Below are 24,656 nucleotides of genomic sequence, written 5' to 3' on the forward strand. Positions count from 1 at the left end.
ATCCCGCCAGAGCGCACGCCCTAGTCGTCCTCAGTTTTTTAGTGTCAGCTGTTTCGCGCCGAACGGGCTTACTTGCCCACCGCTTTCTTCGCGGCATTAAGGTCAATCACGCTTCCCACCGAACCCGGTACCGCGATGGTGCCATCAGCGCGTTTGCCCACGTCAGCGCGCGCAACCAGATTAAGCTCGCTTCCATCAAGCACACGACCATCGTGGCTGACAATCGACACTGGCCCGATAGGCAAGCGGTCTGTCTCATCAACCAGCACCGGATCTTCGTTCACCGGCTCAACGCTGTATTTCTGACCCCACTGGCGCAGCGCAATCATGGCGGGCAGCAGATCAAAGCCTTTTTCAGTGAGCCTGTATTCAACCTTACGACGATCATCAGCGCACGGTTCGCGTTTTAAGATACCGTGCTCAACCAGCTTTGCGAGGCGATTGGACAAAATGTTGCGGGCAATGCCCAGCTCGCTCAAAAATTCCTCAAAATGGTGCAACCCATTGAAGCTCGCACGCAAAATCATGAACGACCAGCGTTCGCCCATCACTTCGAGCGCTTGCGGAAGGCCGCATTCGATCAGTTCGCGCAAAGGTTCTCTTATTTCGCCCATAAGTCAGTCCTCTTCCTGAAACCTAAATAACCGACTTTGACGAAATCGCAAAATGGATCGGAATTTTGGTGGATCAGCAGAGCGCCAAATAAATATAAGTTTTTTGTTGCAACTTAAATTGGGCTCGCATAGGTAGTGATTCGCAACTGGTTTCGATTCGAAACTGTGCAATGCAACATGATGACCAAATAGGCACCATCAAAAAGGAATACAAGATGTCCCTCTCTCTCCCTCGCGCCGAGCGTATTGCTGTTTTCGCATCGGCTCTTGCATACACCGCCCTCACCTTTGGCATCGCCACTGCTCCTGCGCCCGCAAGCGCCGATAGTGGCCCTTACTACACTGCACAATTGGCACAGCCTGCCGAAGACGACCGCCTCGTTGCAGGCGGCGTTGCATGGGCGTGCAAAGGCACAACCTGTGTCGCAAACAAGGGCTCTTCACGCCCTTCGCGCATTTGCCGCGGCCTTGCCCGCGATGTGGGTGAGATCAAGGGCTTTGTCGCAAACGGCGAAGAGCTTGCCGAAGACAAGCTTGCTCGCTGCAACGGCAACTGATCCGAGCGGTTTAGATCAGGATTTAACCCTCTCCATCAGCGGGCTGCTGCTTCAACCAGATGTTCCCAACTTCTGGCCCTCACGTTTGAAGCGTAGTCCGCACCCTCTCCTCGCCCATCTCTCCACATGGGCAACACTCCTCCCCCGGCAAGCGCCAGTCCCCAACGGCTGCTTGCCGGGGTTTTTTCGTCTTGAATGAGAGTGTTTTAAAGGAAGCCTGAGGCTTTCAGCTGAGAGCGAAGCGAGGCGGCATCGGTAAACAGATGCGCGTCCCAGCCTCGGCTTTTCGCGGCCTTGATATTATCGGGATTGTCGTCGGTGAAAAACAATTCGCCGCCCTCGCGTCCGCTGCGCTTCTCTGTGATTTCGTAAATGCGCGAGTGCGGCTTGGCGATTTTCTCTGTGCCAGAGACAACGATGTCTTCGAACAAATCGAAGATCGGTTGCGTAGGGCGAAACCCGGCCCACAATTCGTGCCCGAAATTGGTAAGGCAATAGAGCGGGACGCCCACTTCTTTTAGTTCGCGCACGATTTGGTGAGTGCCGTCAACCGGGCCAGTGATCGTTTCGTTGAAACGCTTGGCATAGGCTGTGATGTGTTTTGCATAGGCCGGAAACTGCGCGATGCGTTCAGCCACCATGTCGTTGAGATCACGCCCGCGATCGTGCTGGAAATGCCATTGTTCAGTGACGACATTTTCAAGAAACCAATCGAGTTCACGCTCATCTGCGATCAGCTTTTCAAACAGCGCGCGAAGCTGCCATCCGAACAACACTCGGCCCACATCAAAAACGACCGCTTTCTTCACTTGCGCGTGATCCTCAAACAGAAGCGGCCCGCTCTCCCCTATATGGAAGGCGGGCCGATCATTTCATTCAATCGCTCTGGCGCGAAGCAACTGCTCCACGCCAGGCGAGGCGCCAATTAGCCTTGGCGCGCCTTGAAACGACGGTTGGTTTTGTTGATCACATAGGTGCGGCCGCGGCGACGAATGACGCGGTTATCGCGGTGACGGTTTTTCAGCGACTTAAGGCTGTTACGGATCTTCATTGCTCAAGCTTTCAAATAAAAAGCGCGCCCAGGTGTGTCCGGCGCGCCGAAAAATCTGGGTGGCACATATGAAGCCTGTGCAGATTCGTCAACCGATTCCTTGCGCGGCGAAGGACGAATTAACCTCTTAAATCGGTCAATTTGCGCTCCCAGGCAAGCGCATGGCTGATGATCGTATCGAGATCGGCGTATTTCGGCTCCCACGGCAAAGTCTCACGGATAAGCGAAGGATCAGAAATCAGCGATGCCGGATCGCCTGCTCGCCGCCCCTCAAAACGCCGATCAATCGGGTTGTTTGTGACCCGATCAACCGCATCCAGCACTTCGAGAACCGAGAATCCCCGCCCGTACCCGCAATTCATAATAAGCGAGCGCGTCGGCTCAGCCATAAGGGCTTCGAGAGCGTGAACGTGGGCAGAGGCCAGATCGCTCACATGGATATAATCGCGCACGCCCGTGCCATCAGGCGTATCGAAATCGGTTCCAAAGACACCGACATAATCACGCTTCCCCAGTGCAGCTTCAAGCGCGACCTTGATAAGATGGGTTGCGCCAGCGGTGGATTGTCCCGTGCGCGCCTGTGGATCGGCGCCCGCCACATTAAAGTACCGAAGCGCACAGAAATTCAGCGGATGCGCGCCCGCTACATCGCCAAGCATTTGTTCGGTCATCAGCTTTGACCAACCATAGGGGTTGATCGGGCGTTGGGGCGTATCTTCGCTAACCGCTGCAACATCGGGCACGCCATAAGTCGCAGCCGTGGATGAGAAGATGAAATGACCAATACCAGCCTTCACCGCTGCTTCGATCAGAACCCGGCTTTTCGCAGTGTTGTTGTGGTAATATTTGAGCGGGTTCGCGACGCTTTCAGGCACCACGACTGACCCTGCGAAATGCATAATCGCGCCCACATTCTCATCGGCAAAAATTCGCGCCAGAAGCTGCGCATCTTCGATATCGCCCTCGTAAAAGGGGACACCATCCGGCACCGCCCAGCGAAAGCCCGTGGTGAGGTTATCGATCACCACCACCGGCCAGCCCGCGTCCAAAAGCGCCAGCACGCCATGGCTGCCGATATAACCTGCGCCGCCAGTGACAAGGACGGCCTGTTTATTCCCGGCGGCTTTCGCTAAGGTAGGTTTTGATGTCATGGCGCGCTGGCTAGCACCAAGGCCCTAAAAAATCGTGCGCAAAATCGCACTTAAGTCGAGAAGGATATGAAGATGGTCGCCAACACTCTTTGGACAGCTAAGGCAGTGCCAGCGCTGGTCCTCGGCCTGTGCTTAAGCGCTTGCACCGGCACTGCTTATTCCGGCCCTGTCGAAGTCACCCGCTTTGTCGGTGAGCTAAGCGCGCCTGCCGCACAAAATGGCGAACGCGGCGAAATCGCGATCACCTTTCCGCGCGAGATGAAGAACGAGCGCGCGCGCAACGCCTTTTACAACGCCGTCGCCGCCGAGCTTTCCGCGCTTGGCTACACGGTGATTGCTCAGGACCAGATGGGTGTCCAAACCGCCCGCGTTGAAACCAGCCGCAACGAGCTTGCCCCCGCCTCTTCGCGCGGGCCGGTGAATGTAGGCGTTGGGGGTTCCACCGGCAGCTATGGCAGCGGGCTCGGCCTTGGCATTGGCATCAATCTTGGCGGGAATACTGCCAAGCCAAATGCACTCACAAAGTTGTCGGTTCGTATTTCCGACCGCCACGGCAATTCGCTATGGGAAGGACGCGCTCAACAGGCGGTTTCGATCAACTCCCCTTACGCAGAGATTGAAGCGAGTGCGGCCGCTCTCGCAAAGGCGCTTTTTAAAGACTTCCCCGGTGGCAATGGCGAGACGATCTCGATCAGCCCCAAAGACCTTCAGGAATAAGATTAGACATGACTCAAATCGCGATTGATGCCGCCTTTGACAGCGGCAATATCGAAGTGCTTTCAATCGACGGCGCGTCAGCGCGTCTTGCGATCCCCAAAGATAACAATTCCGAGTTTAAACAGTGGTTTCATTTCCGCGTCGCTGGCAAAGCGGGCGAGGAACTGACGCTCAAGATCACTCAACTTAATGACAGCGCCTATCCGGGCGGTTGGCCGGGATATGACGCTTGTGTTTCTGAAGACCGTGAATATTGGGCGCGCGCTTCCTCTTCTTTCGACAAGGACGAAGAGGGCGGCACGCTGACAATCACTTATACGCCCGCCTCAAACATTGCCTATTTCGCCTATTTTGCACCCTATTCGATGGAGCGGCACCACGACCTCGTCGCAGAAGCTGCTGCTTGTGAGGGTGTGGAGCTTACCCGCATTGGTGAGACATTGGACGGCCAGCCGCTCGATATGCTGCAAATGGGCGAAGGCGACAAACAGGTCTGGCTCTACGCGCGCCAGCATCCGGGCGAAACACAAGCGGAATGGTGGATGGAAGGGGCATTGGAGTGCCTCACCGACCCAGCCGATCCGGTTGCGCGCGGACTTTTGGCCAAGTGCCGGTTCCATATCGTGCCCAATTGCAACCCCGACGGATCGCGCCGAGGACATTTGCGCACCAATGCTGCTGGCACCAACCTCAACCGCGAATGGGCAGAGCCGAGCGCCGAGGCCTCTCCCGAAGTGCTCGCTATCCGCAACACAATGGACGAAACTGGCGTTGATTTCGCAATGGACGTTCACGGGGACGAAGCCATCCCGGCGGTATTTCTTGCAGGGTATGAAGGCATCCCTTCTTGGACCGACGAGTTTGGCGAAAAATTCTACCGCTACGAGCGTATCCTTGATCGTCGCACTCCCGATTTTCAGACCGAGCTTGGCTATCCCAAGACACCGGCAGGCCGCGCGAACCTCGCCATTTCAACCAATCAGGTGGCGGAGCGTTACGGTGCCTGCGCGATGACGCTGGAAATGCCTTACAAGGATCTTCGCGACTTTCCAGAACCCGAGCAAGGATGGTCACCCGAACGCTGCAAAATGCTCGCGCGCGAATGTCTCGCCGCCTTGCTTGAATGGCTTGACGACGAATAGCTGCGTCGCTGACATGATTTTACATCACTGAAACCCGCCATTCAGGCGCGAATTGTGATAAAAGCCTCTCTTACCGGGACCGTTTGAGGGGAAAATTCATGTCACGACCAACCAATCGTCGCCGCTTTATCGCAGGCGCAGGGATGCTTGGGATTGCCAGTCTGATGCCAGCCGCCGCCCATGCGCAAGGGCTCGGCGGGCTTTTGGGAGGGCGAGGGCGTTCAGGGCTCAACCTCTCCTCGATCCTTGGCAATGCGACCGACAATGCCCTCGACAAGCTGGCAGTGCCGGGCGCGTTTTATGGCGATGAAGACATACGCATCGGCCTGCCCATAATCGGCAAGCTTGGTGGCGGATTGGGCGGCTTGCTGGGCGGTGGTTCAAGCGATGGCGGGGACGACCTGTTGGGCTCGGTTCTCGGCGGCGCAGGCAGGCTTGGCGTGCTTGACGGGATCACGCGGCGGATCAACGATGCAGCCGGCGTTGCTGCGGGCGAGGCCAAGCCGATCTTCCGCGAAGCGATCGACGATCTTTCCTTCTCTGACGCGCCCGGCATTATCCGCGAAAGCGATGGCGGCACGCAGTATTTGCGCGCTTCGGCCAATGATCGTCTGCACGCCCGCCTGAACCCGCTGGTCGACAGCGCCTTGGAGAGCGCCGGAATTTACAAAACCTTTGATGGTCTGGCTGAAAAGCACTCCTTTATCCAGCAAGCAGGGCTTAACCGCGAAAAAATCAATCGCTCCGTCACCGATCAGGGGCTCGACGGGATTTTCAGCTATATCGGCGCAGAAGAGCGCGCCTTTCGCAAGAATCCGCTGGGCGGCTTGCTGGGAAGCTGACGTCAGGACGTGCCGCGCACTCCATCAAGGATGATATCGTCGACCTCAACGCTTCCATGAAGCACTGAGACATCGCCAGTCGTCTCAAGGATAGCGGCGCGCACCTCTGATAATTGCAGCACGTTGGCCTCGCGCAGTTTTGCGATGATGTCCTCGCGACGCACATTGTTTGCTTTCAGCGCTGCGTCATCGAATTCACCGTCGCGCATGATCAGGCAGGGTTGGTTGCCGATGGTGTCAGCGACCGAATCCGAGCGACGGCGAAGCGTGGAGGTCGCCGCCTGCGCAAGCACAAGCCCCACCATGGCAGCGAGCGGTTGGATGACATCGCTCCACGCTGTCACTTGGGCGGCCCCGGCAAGAAGCGAACCGAATGCAACCGTCGTCACAAAGTCGAAATTGGTCATTTTGGACAACGTGCGAAGGCCGTTCAGGCGGATGAGCAAGTTCATCCATCCCAGCGCAATGACAGCAATAATGATGCCGCGCGCGACGGCTTCGGCTGTGGGGTTTTCAAAAATCATTGGCACCTTCCCTCATTCCTGTCTCACCTACAAATGAAGCGGGAGATTGTGCCAAAATAATTATTCAAGATGCGCTGGACCAAATGCGTGGGGAAGAAGCTGCGACAATGTCACTTCGCGCACCTGTTCATCACCAACGCAATAGATCACCGGGTCCGTGCCGCCCACCCCTGCGATCTCGTTTAAGACCTGACGACAGCGCCCGCATGGTGTAACAGGTGCGCCGTCGCCCTTGCCTGCTGGCCCGACGACCGCGACCGCTTGAAGCCCGCCCCTGCGTCCTTCGCCAAAAGCGCGCGCAACCGCGACGTGTTCAGCGCAGACAGTGAGGCCATAGCTAGCGTTCTCGACATTGGTCCCGGTGATGATCGCGCCATCATCGAACAAAAGCGCAGCCCCCACCTGATAATCGGAATAGGGCGCGTAAGCTTTGGTTGCGGCTTCCCTCGCCGCTGCAATCAGCTGATCTTTCGTCTCACTCATTCCTTAGCCCTTTATCGCTGCACCACGACCCACTCAATCGGCGTCTCGGAAGCCTCGCTGACATAGTGTCCATTGGCGCTCCACAACAGCCAGGGCCGTCCGGCATAGTCGGGCCGTGCCCGGTCGCGTTCAAGCCACAAGTCGCGTTCAATCATTCGCGCGACATTATGACGCAGCTCAAAATCGCGCGAGAGGCGCAGGATAACGGGCTTGCCTGCGTGCATTTCGATCTGATTGATGAGGGTCATCAATTCCGCCTCCACTGCCGCATCGCTAACCGCAGGGACACAGGCGGACCCCAATTGGCGAAGCTCAAGCGCCGGTGATAAAAGCTGCGCATCGCGCGGCACCATGCGGGTAAAACGGGCCGATTGCGCATCCGCTTTAAGGCACGGATCAAACGGCATGGAGATGCCGGTCTGGAGCGCAGAACTGCGCGCGCGGCTCAACCTTGCAGCAAAGCCCGGATCAGGCGCACCGCCAGCCCCGCCAAGCTTCAGATAAACAAATCCAGCGCCCGTCGCCGCTAAAGTTTCAAACCGTGTGCCTGACGTACCGTTTGCGATAACTGCGCCTTGTTCGGGATAAAGCGCCGTGTCAGGGCGCCACGAACGCATATCCCACCAAAACCACGCGGCAAACGCGATAGCGACAAGCACGAGCAATGCGGCGGCTCGAAAGACCCAGATGCCAAGCCCGCGCTTTTTCTTGCGATTTTTAGAAGCCCGCCGTGCCACGCCCGATCGCCTCAGCCTTTGATATGAAGCACGCAGATCAGCGTGAAAAGCCGGCGCGCGGTCGCAAAATCGGTTTCAACTTTGCCTTCGAGCCGTTCGACCAAAAGCTCCGCCGCGTTATTGTGGATGCCGCGTCGGGCCATATCAATCGTCTCGATCTCTGCCGGGGTCGCCTTGCGAATCGCCTGATAATAGCTGTCGCAAATCGCAAAATATTCACGGATGAGACGACGAAAACGCGCCAGACCGATCAGCAGAGTTTCAAGGGTATTCTCTTCCTTATCGGCAATTTCCATCGCCAACCGCCCATCTTGTACCGAAAGCTTCAAACGGTACGGCCCCTTTGCCCCGCGCGCCGCGCTTCGCACCGGCTTGAACGTGTTTTCCTCGATCAGATCATAGATCGCAACGCGGCGTTCCTGCTCGACATCAGCATTGCGCCACAGGATCGTCTCTTCATCAAGAGAGATGTGGGCAATGCGATGGGAGCCTTGCGCGCCGCTCGCGGAATCGGATTGGACACCAGTCATTCTGAGTGCTGCCTTCGCAGAGACAGGGGGGCAACTTCAAGCACTACTATGCCCAATCCCCGCTATCCACAGCCAAGGGACGCAAATTTGTCGCACCTCCCGCTTGCCTCCATCCCGGTCAGCGAGCATTGAGAACGGCTATGGCCGAACCCACTGCTCTCTCCCTTGTTGACAATGATCCCGATACCGGGCGCAAACTTCCCTCGAATCTTGAGGCTGAAGCCGCGTTCCTTGGCGCGGTCCTGATCGACAACAGGGTGATCGAGGAATTGCAAACCCCGATCAGGCCCGAACATTTCTTCGAACCGCTGCACGAGCGGATTTATGAGCGTATTCTGGCGTTGATCGAACGCAATGCGACCGCATCGCCTGTGACTTTGCGCCCCCATTTCGAAGCCGATGAGGCGCTAAAAGAGCTTGGCGGTCCAAAATATCTGGCACAGTTGACCGCAAACGGGGCAGGGCTTCTCGCCCCGCGCGAACTGGCGCAGCAGATTTACGATCTGGCGCTCCTTCGCGAGCTTGTAAGCGTTGGCCGCGGCCTTGTCGAAGGGGCGCTGGACACTTCCGAGGACACAAGCCCGGTTGACCGCATCGCTCAGGCCGAGGCGGATCTTTACCGCGTGGCAGAGGGCGCAGCGACCGGCAAGGAAGCGTCCAGCTTCCGCGAGGCGGCGCTGGAAGCGATCAAAATGGTCGAGGCCGCGATGAATTCGGGCGGCGGTTTGTCGGGTAAGACATCAGGGCTTGCAACGCTCGACCAGAAAACATCGGGCCTGCACAATTCCGACCTTATCATTCTTGCCGGTCGTCCGGGCATGGGCAAAACCTCGCTTGCCACCAACATCGCGTTCAACTGCGCTGAGGAATATCTCAAATGGCAAAGCGAAGGGGGCGAACATTGTTATGGCGCGCCCACCGCCTTTTTCAGCCTTGAGATGAGCGCCGACCAGCTTGCGACGCGGATTTTGGCCGAGCAATCGGAAGTTTCATCCGAGGCGCTTCGTTCGGGTACACTTACCCGCGACGACTTTCAGCGCCTAAGCTTTGCAAGCCAGCGCCTTGCAGAATTGCCACTTTATATCGACGATACACCGGGGCTCACCATTGGCGCGCTTCGCACACGGGCGCGGCGGATGAAGCGGCGGCATGATATTGGCCTCATCATCATTGATTATCTGCAACTCTTGCAGGGGTCGGGCAGAGCCAATGACAACCGCGTCAATGAAATTTCCGAAATCAGTCGGGGTCTGAAAACGCTGGCCAAGGAATTGAGCGTGCCTGTCATCGCGCTTTCGCAGCTCAGCCGTGCAGTGGAGCAGCGCGAAGATAAAAAGCCGATGCTTTCCGACCTTCGCGAATCCGGATCGATTGAGCAGGACGCGGATATGGTCTGGTTCATTTATCGCGGGGATTATTATAAAGAGGCCGAGCGCCCCGAAATGCCCAATCCCGACGGGTCAAGCAGCATCGAAGTGCAAGAAAAATACGCGCAGTGGGAAGCGGAATATCTTGAGATCAAGAACAAAGCCCGCCTGATCGTTGCCAAGCAGCGTCACGGTTCAACCGGCGATGTGCAGCTCCACTTCCAAAGCGAGATTACCAAGTTCACCTCGCCTGTTACGCGCGATTATTCGAGCTGGGGGATGGACAGCTAAGGCTGAAAGACCAAGGCGGCGGTCAAGCCGGAATTTCTTGACTCTTCGGAGCCGAAACCCTAGCTGCGAGGCTCTTTCCAAAGAATTCAGAATCCAAGAGGCCCACCCGATGGCACGTGTTACCGTTGAAGATTGCGTCGATAAGGTTCCAAACCGTTTCGACCTCGTCCTGCTTGCCGCACAGCGCGCGCGCGAAATTTCAGGCGGTAGCGAGCTCACTCTTGAGCGCGACCGCGATAAGAACCCGGTTGTGGCGCTTCGTGAAATCGCTGAACAAACGATCAAGCCGAAAGAGCTTAAAGAAGCTCTTGTGACCAGCCTGCAGAAGATTCTTCCCGATGACGAAGATGATGCGGACGAAATCGGTTCACTCAGCCAATCGGCAGAAGCGCTTCGCATCACTGCATCAGCGCCAACCCGCTCGACCTCGATCGGGGCTGATTACGACGGGTAAGCCACTGAGCTCGAACCGGGCTTTAGTTGAAAATACCGAAGGGCCGCCGTTTCTGGCGGCCTTTTGTTTGCCCCATTTCGTGACACGACACCCGCCTTTCTTGCTAAACTTATGCATTCTCTTACCTTTGGCATTAGGGTGAGCAGAGAGATGGGCAATGGCTTCGATAGCGGTTTACAGTGTCAAAGGCGGGGTCGGTAAAACCACCTTTTCAGTCAACCTTGCCTGGTGCGCGGCCACCATCTCGCGGCGTCAAACCCTGCTGTGGGATCTTGATGCGTCCAATGGTTCAGGCTTTCTTCTCAATGTCGATGCCAAGGCAAAGCGCAGCGCACAAAGCGTTTTTGATCTGGACAATGCTCCGACGAAACTGATCCGCAAGACCGGCTATCCCAACCTGCACCTGCTTCCTGCCGATGAGAGCATTCGCACACTCGACCGCCAATTTCATCAGATTGGCAAGAAAAAGCGGCTTGCAAAAATCGTTGATGGCCTTGCCAAGGAGTATGACCGGGTGATTTTCGATTGCCCGCCCGTCTTGAACGAGGTGAGCGCACAAGTGATGCGCGCCGCCGATCTTGTGATTGTCCCCCTGCCCCCCTCTCCCCTGTCACAGCGAGCGCTGGAGCAGGTGGTTGCTGAGGTCAAAGGCGCAGGCAAAAAACATCCGCCGATCCTGCCGGTTCTTTCGATGATGGATATGCGCCGCACCCTTCACAAGGAAACGCGCGAAGCTTTCCCAAAATGGCCGATGGTGCCGCTGGCAAGCGCGATTGAGCAATGCGCCACGCTGCAAAAACCGGTCGGCGAATTCGCACCCAAATCGCCAGCCGCGCGCGCTTTTGCGCAGCTTTGGACCGCGATTGAACGCAAAATCGCCAAAGGCTGAGCCGCTGCGCAAGCTGCCCTTTGGCATTTGCCGTCCAATGGCTATAGTGCAGTGCAGCACGGATGGGGGCAGCTTCAAATGAGCGATATCGCCGAAGGGATAGGCACAGTTGTCGAAGGCGGAGTAGCTGGCCGCGCGGTTGAGCCTGAGCGCAGTAGCGATGGCGCCCACAAGCCGCATGGCCCTGACACGTGCCTCAATTGCGGCGCCCACGCACCGGACACATTCTGCCCCAATTGCGGTCAGAAAACCCATGTGCACCGTTCCCTTGCTGCGATTGGCCATGATTTGATGCACGGTGTGTTGCACCTTGATGGCAAGCTGTGGCGCACCCTGCCGCTACTGACCTTCAAGCCGGGCAAGCTCACGCGCCGATATATCGATGGCGAACGCGCCAAATTCGTGAGCCCCATGGCGATGTTTTTGTTCAGCATCTTTGCCATGTTCGCAGTGTTTCAGATGGTTGGGCTCACCACTCCCACTGACGTCAACGTGCCTGACCCTGCGCAGATCGTGCGCGAACAGGGTGAGGCTGAGGCTACGCGACTGCGTGAGCGGATCGCTGAGCTTCCGGAAAACAGCCAGGAACGAGAAAGGCTCACTGAAGAACTCACCACAATCGAAGGCTATCTCGAACGAGAAGCAGCCGGCGAATTAACCACGCAGGAAATCGTTGAGGATATACAGGCAGAAGCCGCACAAGACGGTTCAGCTGCGTCTGCAGATCTGCTCGACAATCTGAACGAGGCCTTGTTCACAGACAACGCCAATGTCGATGTAAACCTCACCGGAAATGAGACAATCGACAAAGGGCTTTTGAAAAAGTGGCGCGAAAATCCGGGGCTCATGCTCTATAAATTACAGGCGAACGGCTACAAATTCAGCTGGCTACTGATCCCGATTTCGCTACCGTTCGTGTGGCTTATCTTTGCATGGAAACGGCGTTTCAAAGCCTATGATCACGCGATTTTCGTGACCTATTCGCTTTCTTTCATGTCGCTTTTGTTCATCGCCGCATCGGTGATAGGAACGCTAGGCGTTGGCGCGGAAATTGTCGCTCTTGCGCTACTGATCATTCCACCCATTCATATCTACAAGCAGCTGCGCGGCGCCTATGACCTCTCGCGCTTTTCTGCCTTCTGGCGGCTGATGGTGCTGAGCATCTTCATCTGGATCATTATGATCCTGTTCCTTCAGGCGCTCCTGCTTTTGGGCGGGTTTTAGACGCGAAAAGGGCGCTTGCGACCAAGTCGAAGCGCCCTTTTTCATTTCAGCAATCGGTACAGCTTACGCGCCCTGCGGTGCCTCACCGCCTGAACCGCCAAAGCGTTTACCAGCCTTCGGCACGGTTGAGCCTGCAACAGGCTTAACCACCTTTGGCCCCTTTGGCTCATCGGGACGGTCAATCTTGCCATTTTCCATAAGCTGATTGATTTCCTCGCCCGTCAGCGTCTCATATTCAAGAAGCGCCTGAGCCAGCGTGTGAAGCTTGTCCTCCTGAGATTTCAGAATTTCTTCAGCGCGCTTAAGCCCGCCTTCGACAAGAGCCTTGATCTCGGCATCGATGAGCTTGTTGGTTTCTGCCCCGCCCATCGTACGAGCGGTCTGGCCCATGCCAAGATAGCCTTCCTGGCTTTGCTCATATTGCAGTGGGCCAAGCTTCTCGCTCATGCCCCATTTGGTGACCATATTGCGGGCAAGGTCGGTTGCGTACTGGATGTCACCAGAGGCGCCAGAGGATACTTTGTCATGGCCAAAGATGATGTCTTCAGCAACGCGGCCACCCATCGCAACCGCGAGGTTCGCGTGCATTTTATCGCGGTGATAAGAATAGCTGTCGCGCTCTGGCAGGCGCATGACCATGCCAAGCGCACGGCCGCGCGGAATGATTGTCGCCTTGTGGATGGGGTCTGATGCCGGCTCATTCAGCGAAACAAGCGCGTGGCCTGCCTCGTGGTAAGCGGTCATCTTTTTCTCGTCCTCGGTCATCACCATGGAGCGGCGTTCTGCGCCCATCATGACCTTATCTTTGGCGTCCTCAAATTCCTGCATCGCAACGAGGCGCTTGTTCCGGCGAGCCGCCAAAAGAGCCGCTTCGTTGACAAGGTTTGCCAAGTCCGCGCCCGAAAAACCGGGCGTGCCGCGCGCAATCGTGCGCGGGTTTACATCAGGTGCCAGTGGCACCTTCTTCATGTGCACGCCAAGAATTTTCTCGCGTCCGTCAATATCAGGGATCGGCACCACAACCTGACGGTCAAAGCGGCCCGGACGCAGCAGCGCAGGGTCAAGCACATCGGGACGGTTGGTCGCCGCAACGATGATGATGCCTTCGTTGGCCTCAAAACCGTCCATCTCAACCAAAAGCTGGTTCAGCGTTTGCTCGCGCTCATCGTTGGAGTTGCCAAGACCGTGTCCACGCGAGCGGCCCACAGCGTCGATTTCGTCGATAAAGACGATACACGGCGCGCTTTTCTTGGCTTGCTCAAACATATCGCGCACACGGCTTGCGCCAACGCCCACGAACATTTCGACAAAGTCAGAACCGGAGATAGTGAAGAATGGCACGCCTGCTTCGCCTGCAATCGCGCGGGCGAGGAGCGTTTTACCCGTACCCGGTGAACCCACCAGCAGAGCGCCTTTCGGGATCTGCCCGCCGAGTTTGGAAAAGCGCGTCGGATCTTTCAGAAACTCGACCACTTCTTCCAATTCTTCGCGCGCTTCGTCGATACCGGCGACATCGTCGAAGGTGACTTTGCCCGAACGCTCGGTCAGCATTTTGGCTTTCGATTTGCCAAAACCCATTGCGCCCCCGCCGCCGCCTTTTTGCATTTGGCGAAGAGCGAAGAAGGCGATGCCAAGGATCAGGATGAACGGCAGCGCTTGCACGAGGATTAGTAGCAGAAGGCTCTGCTGCTCACGCGCCATACCGGTGAATTGAACGTCATTCTCTTCAAGCAGAGCGGTGATGCGCGTATCGCTTGTCACGGGAACAGTGCTGAAGCTCTCGCCGCTTTTAAGCGTGCCCGTGATCACATCATCGCCAATCTGCACGTCTTTCACCGCACCAGCGGCCACTTGATCACGAAAATCGGAATAAGGGATGGCATTGCCCGAAGGCTGACCGCCGCCACTGAACATGGAGACGACAAGCAGGAGCGCCATAAAAATACCGCCCCAGATCATCAGCTGTTTGACCCAAGGGTTCTGGCCTTCTGGTGGCTGCTCGTTTGGATCGTTCTGGTCGTTCATTCGCTTCGATTCCTTGTTTGAACCCTCAATGTAGGACTGGCGCGGTGAATCGCAAGATAATGCGCATCTGTGCCTGGCCCGCGATTTTGCGGTCACTCACATCAAAAATTACGATCAATTCGCGCCATAGGCTGCAAGGAAGACACTAACCGCGCCTTTAATACGCTCCTGATTTTCTGCCTCAGGCGAAGCCGCACCAAACCGGCGTTCGAGATCACCCATGCCTTTGGCCATTGAAGCGAATTGTTCGGCCGCAAGGTCAGGGTCGGGAATCAACAGCTCTCCCTTTTCGCTGGCATGGGCCAGCCACGCGCTAAACGCTGCTTTCATCCGCCATGGTCCGGCTTCGAGGAAGGCGTGCCCCAGCCCCGGCTCCTTCTCTGTTTCGGCCGCTATCCTGCGTTCGAACTGAATCATTTCCGGGCGCGAGAGGAAGGCAAACATTGCCTGTGCGATAACGGTGAGGCGCTCTTCAATGGTGCCGCTGGGCAGTTCATCAAGCGAGAAATGCCCGCGCATCTTTTCGCATTCACGCTCAACCGAAGCGGAGAAAAGTCCGCGTTTATCGCCAAAGTGATTGTAGATCGTGACCTTGGAGACGCCGGCATCGGCTGCGACTTGCTCGATTGAGGTCGCGGCGAACCCATCGCGCATAAACCGATCAGAAGCCGCTGCAATGATTGCCTGCCGTTTGGCCTCGTCCAGAGGGCGCCCGGCTTTGCGCTTCTCAGCGGAAGGGTTTGGGTTCGATGAGATCGGAATATTCAATTTTGAGGAACCCGCCCGGTATTGCTGAGTTGACAAAATGAACGATGCCGTTCATTTATCCGCTTAAGTAAACGGCATCGTTCATTAATAGCGATTCTGTTGGTTTGCGCAAGCCCTCCTCCAGGGATGGGTTTACTGAACAAGGTGGTGGTTCAAGGATGCTGTGGATTGCGATCCGAATGCTCACAGGCGATGCGCAAAAGTTCTATGGGCTTTTGTTCGGCATCGCCTTTTCGACCCTGTTGATCACGCAGCAGCTGACCATTTTCGTGAACCTGATCGAACGCGGGGCGAGCGGCGTGTACAATGCGCCTGAGGCGGAAATCTGGGTCATGGACCCGGTCAGCCGCACGACAGACGTCAGCTACGCCATGCCGTCGACCGCATTAGACGAAGTGCGCTCTGTCCCCGGTGTCGAATGGGCAGTACCGCACTTGCGCTCTGCCGCATCGGTCCGCACGAAAGAAGGCGATCTGGAGCAGGTGGCCATCATCGGTGTCGATGATGCGACCCTGATCGGCCTGCCCCAAAATCTGGTCGAAGGGTCAAAGCAAGCCCTCCAGCAGCCCGATACGGTCATCATCGACGATGGTGGCCTGTTCAATATGTTCGGCCCCGGCGCCGATGTCATGGGTGAACGGCTCGAACTCAATGATCAACGCGCCGTCATCCGGGGCGTTGCAGATTCCATCCCCGCCTTCACCAGCACTGCCGTCCTCTACACCAAATATTCGCGCGCTCTGAACTTCGTTCCGGGCACCCGCAATCGGCTTAGCTTCGTGCTCGTCGGGGTCAGCGATGGGCTAAGCGCGGATGAGGTTGCCGCGCGGATTGAGGAACAGACCGGCCTTAAAGCGGAAACGCGCGATGAATTTGCTCAGGCGGGTGTGAATTTCATTATCGAAAACACCGGCATTCCGACCAATTTTGGGATCACCGTTATCCTTGGCTTTGTTGTCGGCGTTGCGATTGTCGGCCTTACCTTCAGCCTCTTCATTCGCGACAACATCCGCCAGTTTGGCGCGCTTAAAGCGATTGGGGTCACCAATATGAAGATCGTACGAATGGTCGCAGTGCAGGCCGGAATGGTGGGGGCAATTGGTTATGCGCTGGGCGTGATGGGCACCGCGATCTTTCTTTGGAGCTTTAGCGGCAATCCGTTTTTCAAAGGCTTTTATATTCCATGGCAAATCCCACTGGTCAGCTTGGGAGCGGTGATTTTGATCCTTGCGATCACGGGATGGCTCGCGCTGCGCAGCGTGCTGTCCACCGAACCTGCATCGGTGTTTAGATGAGCGCGCCCGTCACCCCTGCCCCCGAATACACTTCGGCCGAAACCGCCATTCGCGCGCGCGGAATTGTGCGCGACTTTCAGGCGGGCCAATCCACCATACGCGTCCTTCACGGCATCGACACGGACATCCGCTCAGGTGAGATGACTTTCGTCGTGGGGGAAAGCGGATCGGGCAAGACCACGTTGATATCGATCATGTGCGGCATTCTTTGGCCAACGGACGGCGAAGTGAAGGTTTTCGGCACTGACATCTATAAGCTGTCAGATACTCAGCTTGTGAACTTCCGGCTTGAGAACATTGGCTTCATCTTCCAGCAGTACAACCTCATCCCCTCAATCGATGCCGCCGCCAATGCAGCCGTGCCGTTGATCGCCAAAGGTATGGGCATCGACGAAGCACGCGCGAAAGCGAAAGAGCTTCTCGAAAAGCTCAATATTGGCGATCAGGCGGAGAAGCTCCCCAACCAACTTTCCGGCGGCCAACAACAACGCGTGGCGATTGCGCGCGCATTGGTGCACGAGCCGCGCTTGGTGGTGTGTGATGAGCCGACCGCTGCGCTTGACGCAAGCTCTGGCCGCCGGGTCATGGATCTGCTGCGCGAAGTGGCGGTGGCCAAGGATCGCGCCTGCATCATCGTCACCCACGACAACCGCATTTTCGACCTCGCTGACCGTATCCTCGTTCTGGAAGATGGTGTCGTCACCCATGACGGCACTGAAATGCCCGAAGGTCACTAAACCCGCTTTTTCAACGCCCATTCTACCCAAGAGAACACCATGGCCCTTCTCCCCTCAAACGTCAGTTTCTCAAGGCAAGTCCTCCCGGTTCTCGCTCTTGTCGGCATCATCGGCGCGGTGCTTTATATCGCGTTCGGTCTGCCCGATCGCTCGATTGCGGAGCCTGCGAATGAACCGCCCAAGGCCACAGGCGAACTGGCGAACAGCGCGCGTGTGGCGGGTGCTGGCATTGTCGAACCGGCGAGCGAGATAATCGACATCGGCTCTGCGCTTTCAGGACTGGTGACCGATGTACGCGTTGTTCCGGGCGACAGGGTGGCAAAGGGCCAGCCGCTTTTCCTCGTCGATGCGCGCTCTGCCCGTGCACAATTGTCTGAGGCCAATGCCGCTATTCAGGAAGCGCGCGCAGCTATCGCAGAAGCGCGGACCGCTCAACAAACGGCCGCACAGCAGCTCGCGCTGTATAACAGCCTTTCCGATCCCGCAGCGGTCAGCCGTTCAGAGATCATCCGCGTCGAAGGTGAAGCTGAGGCCGCGAAGAGCCGCCTCGCGCTTGCCCGCGCCAGGCTCAATGCCGCTCAGGCCCGCGCCAGCAGCGTGCGCACAGAGATAGAGCGCCTGACCGTGCGCGCGCCGATCACCGGGGAAATCCTCGCGGTCAATGTGCGTCCGGGCGAATTTGTCGCGACGCAGGGGGCCGGAGGCGCTGAACCCTTCATCCAGATGGGCGAGACAAACCCGCTGCATATCCGCGTTGATATCGACGAAAACGAAGCGGCGCGTGTAAAACTTGGCGCACCTGCCATTGTCTCACCGCGCGGTGCGGCAGACATTCGGGTCGAGGCATCCTTTGTCCGGGTCGAGCCGCAAGTGGTTCCCAAACGCTCGCTCACCAATAGCGCAGCCGAACGCGTCGATGTGCGCGTGCTTCAGGTGATCTACGCCCTTCCGCAGGATAAAGGCGGCGATGCCTTCCGAGTGGGGCAACAGATCGACGCCTTCATCCCGGCTGCCAGTGCATCTGACGCCGGCGCTACCGAAGAGGGGGAGGAGTAAGCTGATGGCCACTCTTTCCACCCGTCTTGCTGCGATTGGCCTTGCGGCCTCGCTAACCGCTTGCGTTGCTGGCCCTCCTCCCGAGGTCGCGACGACCACCCCACAGTTGCCGGAAGTGTATACCTTGGCGGTCGATGCGCAGGATGCCGCTTCTGTTGATGCCCTATTACCGAGTGAGGATGCGGGGTTTGTGGCTCTCTCTACCACCGCGCTTGAAAAAGCACCAAGCTTGCTCGAAGCCATCGCCCGCATCGAAGCGGCGCGCGCTGGCGCGCGGCGCGCAGGCGCTGAGCGGCTTCCCAATATCGGGGCCGACGCCAGTGTTACGGAAAACCGTATCAACCCCAATCAGTTTGGCTCAAACAACCCGTTTGCACAGGCGATTGATACCACACAGGTTTCCTACGGCGCGAACATCACCGCGCGATGGGATGCGGATCTGTTTGGGCAATTAAAGGCTCAAGAACGCGCCGCCATTGCCCGGATTGACGCAGCCTCCGCTGCCGCTTCTGCGGTGCGTCTGGCGCTGCTCTCCGAAATTGCAGCAAGCGTAGTCGATTGGCGCGCACTTGATGCACGCACCACAGCGATTGAAAGCGATGTTGCTGCCGCCACGCGCCTCGCCGCGCTGGCCAAAACGCGCGAGGATGCAGGGATTGCGCCGGGTTTCGACCGCGTTCGTGCCCAAGCGCAGGCGAGCGCATCGCGGTCCCGCCTTGCCGCCCTAAAAAGCGAGCGAGCGCGTCTATTGGGCCGGTTGGTCACGCTAACCAGCATGAATGGAGCAGAGGTCGCAGCGGCCTTGTCCCTGCCAACGAATAGCCCTGACCTTGGCTCAGCCCCGGCAAGCCTTCCGTCCCAGCTTCTCGCAAACCGGCCCGATGTTCTGGCCGCCGCTGCTGAACTTGCGGCGAGCGATGCAGAGCTTGCGGCCACGGCCCGCGCGCGCTTTCCCCGCCTCACGCTCTCTGGCGTGATCGGGCTCCTTTCATTCAGCCCCGGCGACTTCTTTGATGAGGACTCGCTTGTTCGCACTCTTACTGCTGGTGTCGCCGCCCCTCTCCTCGACTTTGGCCGCATCGAAGCGGAAATCGACGGTGCTGCGGCCAGCAAGAAAGTCGCATTTCAGGCCTATCGCGGCGCAGTGTTTCAGGCGCTTGGCGATGCAGAAGCTGCCTATGGCCTTGTCGCCGCCGCCGATGAACAAGCAGCCCTCGCCACTCAAGAACGCGACGAACTGGAACGCGCGGCAAACCTTGCCGATGATCGCTACCGCGCTGGACTTGCGAGCTTTCTCGAAGTGCTTGAGGCGCGCCGCGCCGCCGACAGCAGCGGCGAACGCGCGGCGGTCGCTGTTGCTGCTGCGCAAAGGGCGCGGATCATTTTGTGGCAGGCGCTTGGTGGCGATGCCTCCACCGCCAGCAATGATCCCGCTTAAGGCTTGCGTTTAAGCAGTGCCGAACGTTCACACCGGCACACCACTTCATCGCGCTGATTGATCAGCTCATGGATGAAAGTGACAACGCCCGCTTCGGGACGCGATTTGCTGGCGCGCAGTTCCTTGACCTCACTTTCAGCCCGAAGGGTGTCGCCAATAAACACTGGCTTTGGCGTCACGACTTTATCGAACCCAAGATTGGCGACCAGCGTACCCAAGGTTGTATCGCCAACCGAAAGGCCGACAAGCAGCGAGAAAGTGAAGGTGGAATTCACGAGAATCTGACCAAAACCGCTTTCCTTGGCAGCTTCCACATCAAGATGCAGCGGTTGCGGATTGTGGGTCATGGTGGAGAACAGAAGATTGTCCGTCTCGGTCACGGTGCGACGGATTTCATGGCTCAACCGCTCGCCTACTTCCCATTCATCGAAAAACTTGCCCGCCATAAACTACCCTTCTGACAGCCAGTTTTTGACAACGGCCTCGCCATTGTCATCGCTTGACCGAACTTCGCCGGGAGTTCGGCTGAAACGCGGGGCGGGTGCGGGGTGCACTTTCCCTTCGTGTTCGACGTAGACGCCGCGCTCTTTCATGTGCGGGTGGCCAGGCGCATCATCAAGCGGCACCACCGGAGCATAGCACACGTCGGTTCCTTCGAGGATTTCATTCCACTCGGCTTGTGTCTTGGTTTTGAACAGCGCGGTCAATTTCTCTCCGTATTCGACCCAATTGGCAGGATTCATCTGCCCTTCGGCCACCTCAGTTGCGCCAGTTCGCTGGATAAGCTCAGCGTAAAACTGTGGTTCAATAGAGCCGAGCGAGATTTCCTTACCATCCGCACATTCATAGCACTGATAGAAATGCGCAGCCCCGCCGAGCATTCCGGTCCCACGTTCATTGGTGCGGATCATGCCGTGTTGTTGGCCAAAGAAGAAGCTCATCAGGCTGGTCACGCCATCGACAATTGCAGCATCAACGACCTGGCCCTTGCCTGACCGCTCACGCTCATAAAGCGCGGCCATAATGCCAAAGGCGCAATACAATGAACCACCGCCGAAATCACCGATCAGGTTTTGAGGGGGGATCGGCAGCTCGCCTTTCTTGCCGACGGCATCCAATGCGCCCGTGATCGCGATATAATTGATGTCGTGGCCGGCGGCCTTGGCAAGCGGGCCGTCCTGACCCCAGCCGGTCATACGCGCATAAACAAGTCGCGGGTTTGCTTCCATCAGCTCATCCGGGCCAAGGCCCAAACGCTCCATCACACCGGGACGAAGCCCTTCGATCAGGACATCGGCCTTGCTCGCTGCCTCGCGGCAGAATTGCAGGCCCTCTTCGCTTTTGAGGTCGACCATCACTCGGTGCCGCGCGCGTTCCACAACCGGGTTCATCGTGGCGCTGCCGGGACGGTCAATGCGCACGACCTCAGCACCAAGGTCCGCGAGCAGCATTCCCACGTGCGGGCCCGGGCCAATCCCGGCAAATTCCATAACTTTAAGGCCGGCAAGCGGCCCTTTTGCGCTAGTCATGTCTCTCTTTCATCCTCTCATAATCTGGTTGCGGGCCTGTGTGCCGATAAGCGGGAGCAAGAGCAAGCTTTCCACATTGCCGGACGCGGGCGAGCCCTTTATGGCAGAGCCCCAGTTAGGTTAGAAACGATACTCGCAAATATGGGACAAGAGCAGGCAAAAGCCGCAGGAAAGGCGCCTCGCAAGGTACTCGCCGTTGCCTCTGGTGGGGGGCATTGGGAGCAGTTGATGCTTCTGAGAGAAACGCTGGAAAGCCATGACGTGGTCTTTGCGACTACCGATCGCAAGATCGCTCAGCAGCGCGGCGTTGCTGATGCCGAGGTCCTGCCGGACTGCAACCAGAATACGCCATTCAGAGCCCTCTTGTGCGCCTTGGCTGCGGTCAGGATTCTCCTCAAACACCGCCCGCATATTGTCCTTTCAACAGGCGCTGCGCCGGGATATTTCTGCCTTTTGGCCGGAAGATTGGTGGGCGCAAAAACACTTTGGATCGACAGCGTCGCCAACGGTGAGGAGCTTTCCATGTGCGGAAAGCTTTCCAAACGCACAGCACACGCGTGCCTGACCCAGTGGGAGCATCTCGCTGACGGCAGCGCGGTGAAGTATCGCGGGGCGGTGCTGTGATTCTCGTAACCGTCGGGATGCAGCTGGGCTTTGACCGCTTGATCGAGGCGATGGACCGTTTGGCGCCCTCGCTTGGTCAAGAGGTGATCGCTCAGGTGGGACGAGGCGAATACACGCCGCAAAACATGGAAGCCCGCATAAGCATTGCGCCCGCTGAATTTGAGCAATTGGTTGCGCGTTGCCAATTAATCGTCGCTCACGCCGGGATCGGTACGGTCCTTACCGCTCAACGTTTTGACAAGCCGATTGTGCTCGTCCCACGGCAGTTTGAATATTCGGAGCATCGCAACGACCACCAGATCGCCACCGCGCGCCACCTGGAAGGGCGTCCCGGCGTGCTGATTGCAATGGAGGAAGGCGAGTTGGAAGCCAAGATTGCACAGGGCCTCGCGATAAATGTCGCCGATGCGCCTGTCTCTGCAACGGCGGCCCAGCTGCACCAGGCTATCGGCAGCTTCATCGAAACGGGCAAGCTTTAGTCTTTGCGGCCAATCCGGCCTTTAACAAACCGGCCTGTGACAATGCCAACGTAGTAGATCGCTGCCCCCAAAACGGCGAGGCTCGCTCCCATATCGCCGACCCAATTGAGTTTGAGAGGACCGCAATCGATAACCGACTACCCATTACGCAACCAAACCATGCTCGCTTTCGCAGCGTTTGCCTTGGTGCTGCTTGTGCGTTTCAGCGTGCCCTCAAGGGGAGCAAGAGGATGATTACGCGTATCATCTGGTTTGCCGCCTTGCTCGTGGTCGCTGGTGTGTGCATCGGCGTTCAGCTCGACCGACAATCGCGCAAAGACCCTGAGCTTGCGCAATATGTGCCTGAACCTTTTCGCTCGTCGGCTCAACGTGTGCTTACTGCAAGCGCAGTTAATGCCGGGAAGCCCGAAGCTGGCCTTGCCGAGGCGCGCAAGCTGGTAGAGCGCCGCCCTTTGCCCGCTGAACACCTGCGCCTGCTCACTCAGGCACAGGTTGCTGCGGATGATGCGGAAGCTGGGACAATCACAATCCAATATGCCGCACAGCGCGGGTGGCGCGATCCGTATGTGCAATTGGCCATGGTCCAGATTGCGTTGGAAGTGGGCGACGAAGCTCAATCTGCCCGCCGATACGCCGCTCTTTTTATGATTCGGGGCACGCAGGAAGAACTGCTCGAACAGCTTGGCGCACAGGTTCTTGCTGAACCGGGCGGTGAGGCGCGAGCGGTGCTTGCTGAAATCGTGAGCGGTGCAGACCGGTGGCACAGCATATTCCTCCAACGCGGCGCGCGAGTGATGCCACCCGATGCCTTCGTTGAGATTGTCACGCTGAGCGCGGGTGAAGGCGTGCGGTTTGATTGCCGCAGGCTTGAACAGGCTGCGCGCTCGCTGGCGTCAAGGGATGCGAGCGCAGGCGAGGCTCTCACAGCGCTTATCGCCAGACAGTGTTGAGGTGCCGCCAATACCTTCCTCATCCATTTGTGCCCGATCCCCCCTTGCCCAATCCGGCTGATTGCCGCATGGGCGCGGGGGTAATTGTGGTACGCTAAGTGGGATTTTCGAGCCATGTCCAAGGCCTCTCCTTTGTCTGATCAATTGGTCACCGTGTTCGGCGGTGGCGGCTATATCGGCAACTATGTTGTCCAAGCTCTGCTGGCGCGCGGTGCGCGTGTTCGCGTGGCGAGCCGCAAGCCGGAGAAAAGCTGGCCATTGAAGCCGCTGGCCAATCTGGGACAGCTGCAATTTGTCCGCTGCGATTTGATGAAGAACGAGCACATCACCGCCGCGCTCGCAGGGGCGGAGTATGTTGTGAACCTGGTGGGCGATTTTGACGGCGATCTCACAACCTTGATGGGCGAGGCGCCGGGACACATGGCGCGCACCGCCGCTGCGAATGGAGCCAAGGGTTTCGTCCATGTGAGCGCAATCGGCGCGGATGAAAACTCGGCGACCGAATATGGAAAAAGCAAGGCGCTGGGCGAACGCCTCGTACGCGAGGGATTTGCGGATGCGATCATCCTTCGACCCTCCATCGTGTTTGGCAAGGACGACAATTTCCTCAATCTCTTCGCCGGGATGATTGAGCTTCTGCCCGTTCTGCCAGTCTTCGGCCCGGATAAAGAACTCCAACTTGTATATGTCGATGACGTGGCTGAAGCTGTGGTGACCGCGCTCGAAGCGCCTGAAACCCACGGTGGCAAGATTTTCGAGCTTGGCGGTCCTGAAAAGCTCACCATGCTTGAAATCCACGAACGCATCGCTGAGGCACAAGGGCGAGAGCGGCGCTTCATTGCAGTGCCCGATGGCGCAAGCGCGCTGTTTGCCAGCCTGCCTCTGACCCCGATGAGCCGCGATCAGTGGACGCTTTTGAAAGAGGGCAATGTGGTCGCAGACGGCGCGAATACCCTTGCCGATCTTGGCATCGAAGCGCGCCCGCTTGGCCTTTTCCTCGACAAATGGATGTTGCGGTTCCGCAAGTTTGGCCGTTTCGGCCTTGCCAACGAACGCCAGAAAAAGCGCGCCTCGAACCTTTGAAAAGGCCCCTTGCCTGATCCCGTTTGAGACACTTGAGACACTGTTCAAGAGCGGAAAACTCTTCCCCCCGCCGACCGCATGAAAATGCAAGGCCAATCA

28 protein-coding genes are annotated in these 24,656 nt (G+C 57.7%); 16 read left to right on the forward strand and 12 right to left on the reverse strand.

Annotation, left to right across the window (positions count from 1 at the left end; genetic code table 11):
- Window positions 1–68: 68 nt before the first annotated feature.
- Window positions 69–614: a helix-turn-helix domain-containing protein gene (locus INR77_RS00145; protein ID WP_223071960.1), complete on the reverse strand. Its 546-nt coding sequence runs from the start codon at window positions 612–614 to the stop codon at window positions 69–71.
- Window positions 615–829: 215 nt separating this feature from the next.
- Between INR77_RS00145 and INR77_RS00150 the strand changes: the two genes are divergently transcribed.
- Window positions 830–1,171: a hypothetical protein gene (locus INR77_RS00150; protein WP_223071961.1), complete on the forward strand. Its 342-nt coding sequence runs from the start codon at window positions 830–832 to the stop codon at window positions 1,169–1,171.
- Between the two features lie 206 nt (window positions 1,172–1,377).
- On the opposite strand, the gene INR77_RS00155 is transcribed toward INR77_RS00150, so the two are convergent.
- From INR77_RS00155 to galE, 3 genes are all read right to left on the reverse strand, one after another.
- Window positions 1,378–1,980, reverse strand: coding sequence for an HAD-IA family hydrolase (locus INR77_RS00155; RefSeq protein ID WP_223071962.1), 603 nt, complete (start codon window positions 1,978–1,980; stop codon window positions 1,378–1,380).
- A gap of 116 nt (window positions 1,981–2,096) precedes the next feature.
- A complete protein-coding gene (gene ykgO, locus INR77_RS00160; RefSeq protein WP_066763420.1) occupies window positions 2,097–2,222 on the reverse strand; it encodes a type B 50S ribosomal protein L36 in 126 nt (41 codons plus the stop codon).
- Window positions 2,223–2,341: 119 nt separating this feature from the next.
- Entirely contained in the window at window positions 2,342–3,373 is a 1,032-nt protein-coding gene (galE, locus tag INR77_RS00165; RefSeq protein WP_223071963.1) for a UDP-glucose 4-epimerase GalE, read from the reverse strand.
- 72 nt (window positions 3,374–3,445) lie between these two features.
- Between galE and INR77_RS00170 the strand changes: the two genes are divergently transcribed.
- The 3 genes from INR77_RS00170 to INR77_RS00180 all read left to right on the forward strand — a co-directional run bounded on the left by INR77_RS00170 (window position 3,446) and on the right by INR77_RS00180 (window position 6,074).
- On the forward strand, window positions 3,446–4,090 hold the full coding sequence (locus tag INR77_RS00170; RefSeq protein WP_223071964.1) for a DUF4136 domain-containing protein: 645 nt from the start codon (window positions 3,446–3,448) through the stop codon (window positions 4,088–4,090).
- A gap of 8 nt (window positions 4,091–4,098) precedes the next feature.
- Window positions 4,099–5,232 (forward strand): M14-type cytosolic carboxypeptidase, encoded by a 1,134-nt coding sequence (locus INR77_RS00175; protein ID WP_223071965.1) that lies wholly within the window; start codon window positions 4,099–4,101, stop codon window positions 5,230–5,232.
- A 98-nt stretch (window positions 5,233–5,330) separates the two neighbouring features.
- Window positions 5,331–6,074, forward strand: coding sequence for a DUF4197 domain-containing protein (locus INR77_RS00180; RefSeq protein ID WP_223071966.1), 744 nt, complete (start codon window positions 5,331–5,333; stop codon window positions 6,072–6,074).
- Between the two features lie 2 nt (window positions 6,075–6,076).
- Here INR77_RS00180 and INR77_RS00185 read toward each other — a convergent pair whose 3' ends face one another.
- The 4 genes from INR77_RS00185 to INR77_RS00200 are packed head-to-tail and all read right to left on the reverse strand — an operon-like array spanning window position 6,077 to window position 8,348.
- On the reverse strand, window positions 6,077–6,598 hold the full coding sequence (locus INR77_RS00185) for a DUF421 domain-containing protein (RefSeq protein WP_255573835.1): 522 nt from the start codon (window positions 6,596–6,598) through the stop codon (window positions 6,077–6,079).
- Between the two features lie 60 nt (window positions 6,599–6,658).
- Window positions 6,659–7,081, reverse strand: a complete 423-nt coding sequence (locus INR77_RS00190) for a cytidine deaminase (protein WP_223071967.1) — start codon at window positions 7,079–7,081, stop codon at window positions 6,659–6,661.
- 11 nt (window positions 7,082–7,092) lie between these two features.
- The gene (locus INR77_RS00195) at window positions 7,093–7,818 is read right to left on the reverse strand and encodes a glycoside hydrolase family 25 protein (protein ID WP_223071968.1); all 726 of its coding nucleotides are present in this window, start codon (window positions 7,816–7,818) and stop codon (window positions 7,093–7,095) included.
- Window positions 7,819–7,829: 11 nt separating this feature from the next.
- Entirely contained in the window at window positions 7,830–8,348 is a 519-nt protein-coding gene (locus INR77_RS00200) for a UPF0262 family protein (protein ID WP_223071969.1), read from the reverse strand.
- 140 nt (window positions 8,349–8,488) lie between these two features.
- On the opposite strand from INR77_RS00200, the gene INR77_RS00205 reads away from it, so the two are divergent.
- From INR77_RS00205 to INR77_RS00220, 4 genes are all read left to right on the forward strand, one after another.
- Window positions 8,489–10,006 (forward strand): replicative DNA helicase, encoded by a 1,518-nt coding sequence (locus INR77_RS00205; protein ID WP_223071970.1) that lies wholly within the window; start codon window positions 8,489–8,491, stop codon window positions 10,004–10,006.
- Between the two features lie 109 nt (window positions 10,007–10,115).
- Entirely contained in the window at window positions 10,116–10,460 is a 345-nt protein-coding gene (gene rpoZ / locus INR77_RS00210; protein ID WP_223071971.1) for a DNA-directed RNA polymerase subunit omega, read from the forward strand.
- 157 nt (window positions 10,461–10,617) lie between these two features.
- Window positions 10,618–11,349, forward strand: a complete 732-nt coding sequence (locus INR77_RS00215; RefSeq protein ID WP_223071972.1) for a ParA family protein — start codon at window positions 10,618–10,620, stop codon at window positions 11,347–11,349.
- Window positions 11,350–11,427: 78 nt separating this feature from the next.
- On the forward strand, window positions 11,428–12,573 hold the full coding sequence (locus INR77_RS00220) for a DUF3667 domain-containing protein (protein WP_223071973.1): 1,146 nt from the start codon (window positions 11,428–11,430) through the stop codon (window positions 12,571–12,573).
- Window positions 12,574–12,636: 63 nt separating this feature from the next.
- On the opposite strand, the gene ftsH is transcribed toward INR77_RS00220, so the two are convergent.
- Together ftsH and INR77_RS00230 are read right to left on the reverse strand one after the other, a co-directional pair.
- On the reverse strand, window positions 12,637–14,598 hold the full coding sequence (ftsH, locus tag INR77_RS00225; RefSeq protein WP_223071974.1) for an ATP-dependent zinc metalloprotease FtsH: 1,962 nt from the start codon (window positions 14,596–14,598) through the stop codon (window positions 12,637–12,639).
- 114 nt (window positions 14,599–14,712) lie between these two features.
- The gene (locus INR77_RS00230; protein WP_255573836.1) at window positions 14,713–15,366 is read right to left on the reverse strand and encodes a TetR/AcrR family transcriptional regulator; all 654 of its coding nucleotides are present in this window, start codon (window positions 15,364–15,366) and stop codon (window positions 14,713–14,715) included.
- A 158-nt stretch (window positions 15,367–15,524) separates the two neighbouring features.
- Here INR77_RS00230 and INR77_RS00235 point away from each other — a divergent pair, with 158 nt between their 5' ends.
- The 4 genes from INR77_RS00235 to INR77_RS00250 are packed head-to-tail and all read left to right on the forward strand — an operon-like array spanning window position 15,525 to window position 19,892.
- Window positions 15,525–16,661 carry an ABC transporter permease gene (locus INR77_RS00235; RefSeq protein WP_223071975.1) on the forward strand — a complete coding sequence of 379 codons (1,137 nt, stop codon included), beginning with the start codon at window positions 15,525–15,527 and terminating at the stop codon, window positions 16,659–16,661.
- Window positions 16,658–17,398, forward strand: a complete 741-nt coding sequence (locus INR77_RS00240; protein WP_223071976.1) for an ABC transporter ATP-binding protein — start codon at window positions 16,658–16,660, stop codon at window positions 17,396–17,398. Before INR77_RS00235 ends, INR77_RS00240 begins: the two co-directional genes overlap by 4 nt.
- A 39-nt stretch (window positions 17,399–17,437) precedes the next feature.
- On the forward strand, window positions 17,438–18,454 hold the full coding sequence (locus tag INR77_RS00245) for an efflux RND transporter periplasmic adaptor subunit (RefSeq protein ID WP_223071977.1): 1,017 nt from the start codon (window positions 17,438–17,440) through the stop codon (window positions 18,452–18,454).
- 4 nt (window positions 18,455–18,458) lie between these two features.
- Window positions 18,459–19,892, forward strand: a complete 1,434-nt coding sequence (locus INR77_RS00250) for an efflux transporter outer membrane subunit (RefSeq protein ID WP_223071978.1) — start codon at window positions 18,459–18,461, stop codon at window positions 19,890–19,892.
- On the opposite strand, the gene INR77_RS00255 is transcribed toward INR77_RS00250, so the two are convergent.
- Together INR77_RS00255 and INR77_RS00260 are read right to left on the reverse strand one after the other, a co-directional pair.
- Window positions 19,889–20,338 (reverse strand): MaoC family dehydratase, encoded by a 450-nt coding sequence (locus tag INR77_RS00255; protein WP_223071979.1) that lies wholly within the window; start codon window positions 20,336–20,338, stop codon window positions 19,889–19,891. The genes INR77_RS00250 and INR77_RS00255 overlap by 4 nt on opposite strands.
- 3 nt (window positions 20,339–20,341) lie before the next feature.
- On the reverse strand, window positions 20,342–21,421 hold the full coding sequence (locus INR77_RS00260; RefSeq protein ID WP_223071980.1) for a CaiB/BaiF CoA-transferase family protein: 1,080 nt from the start codon (window positions 21,419–21,421) through the stop codon (window positions 20,342–20,344).
- A 141-nt stretch (window positions 21,422–21,562) separates the two neighbouring features.
- On the opposite strand from INR77_RS00260, the gene INR77_RS00265 reads away from it, so the two are divergent.
- The 4 genes from INR77_RS00265 (at window position 21,563) to INR77_RS00280 (ending at window position 24,557) form a co-directional block, all read left to right on the forward strand.
- Complete coding sequence (locus tag INR77_RS00265) at window positions 21,563–22,045, forward strand: UDP-N-acetylglucosamine transferase subunit ALG14 (RefSeq protein ID WP_255573837.1); 483 nt, start codon at window positions 21,563–21,565, stop codon at window positions 22,043–22,045.
- Window positions 22,042–22,524, forward strand: a complete 483-nt coding sequence (locus INR77_RS00270) for a glycosyltransferase (RefSeq protein ID WP_223071981.1) — start codon at window positions 22,042–22,044, stop codon at window positions 22,522–22,524. Before INR77_RS00265 ends, INR77_RS00270 begins: the two co-directional genes overlap by 4 nt.
- A 230-nt stretch (window positions 22,525–22,754) precedes the next feature.
- Window positions 22,755–23,474 carry a hypothetical protein gene (locus INR77_RS00275; RefSeq protein WP_223071982.1) on the forward strand — a complete coding sequence of 240 codons (720 nt, stop codon included), beginning with the start codon at window positions 22,755–22,757 and terminating at the stop codon, window positions 23,472–23,474.
- Window positions 23,475–23,588: 114 nt separating this feature from the next.
- A complete protein-coding gene (locus tag INR77_RS00280) occupies window positions 23,589–24,557 on the forward strand; it encodes a complex I NDUFA9 subunit family protein (RefSeq protein ID WP_223071983.1) in 969 nt (322 codons plus the stop codon).
- Window positions 24,558–24,656 lie beyond the last annotated feature (99 nt).

The organism is Erythrobacter sp. SCSIO 43205, from assembly GCF_019904235.1.
GTDB lineage: Bacteria > Pseudomonadota > Alphaproteobacteria > Sphingomonadales > Sphingomonadaceae > Erythrobacter.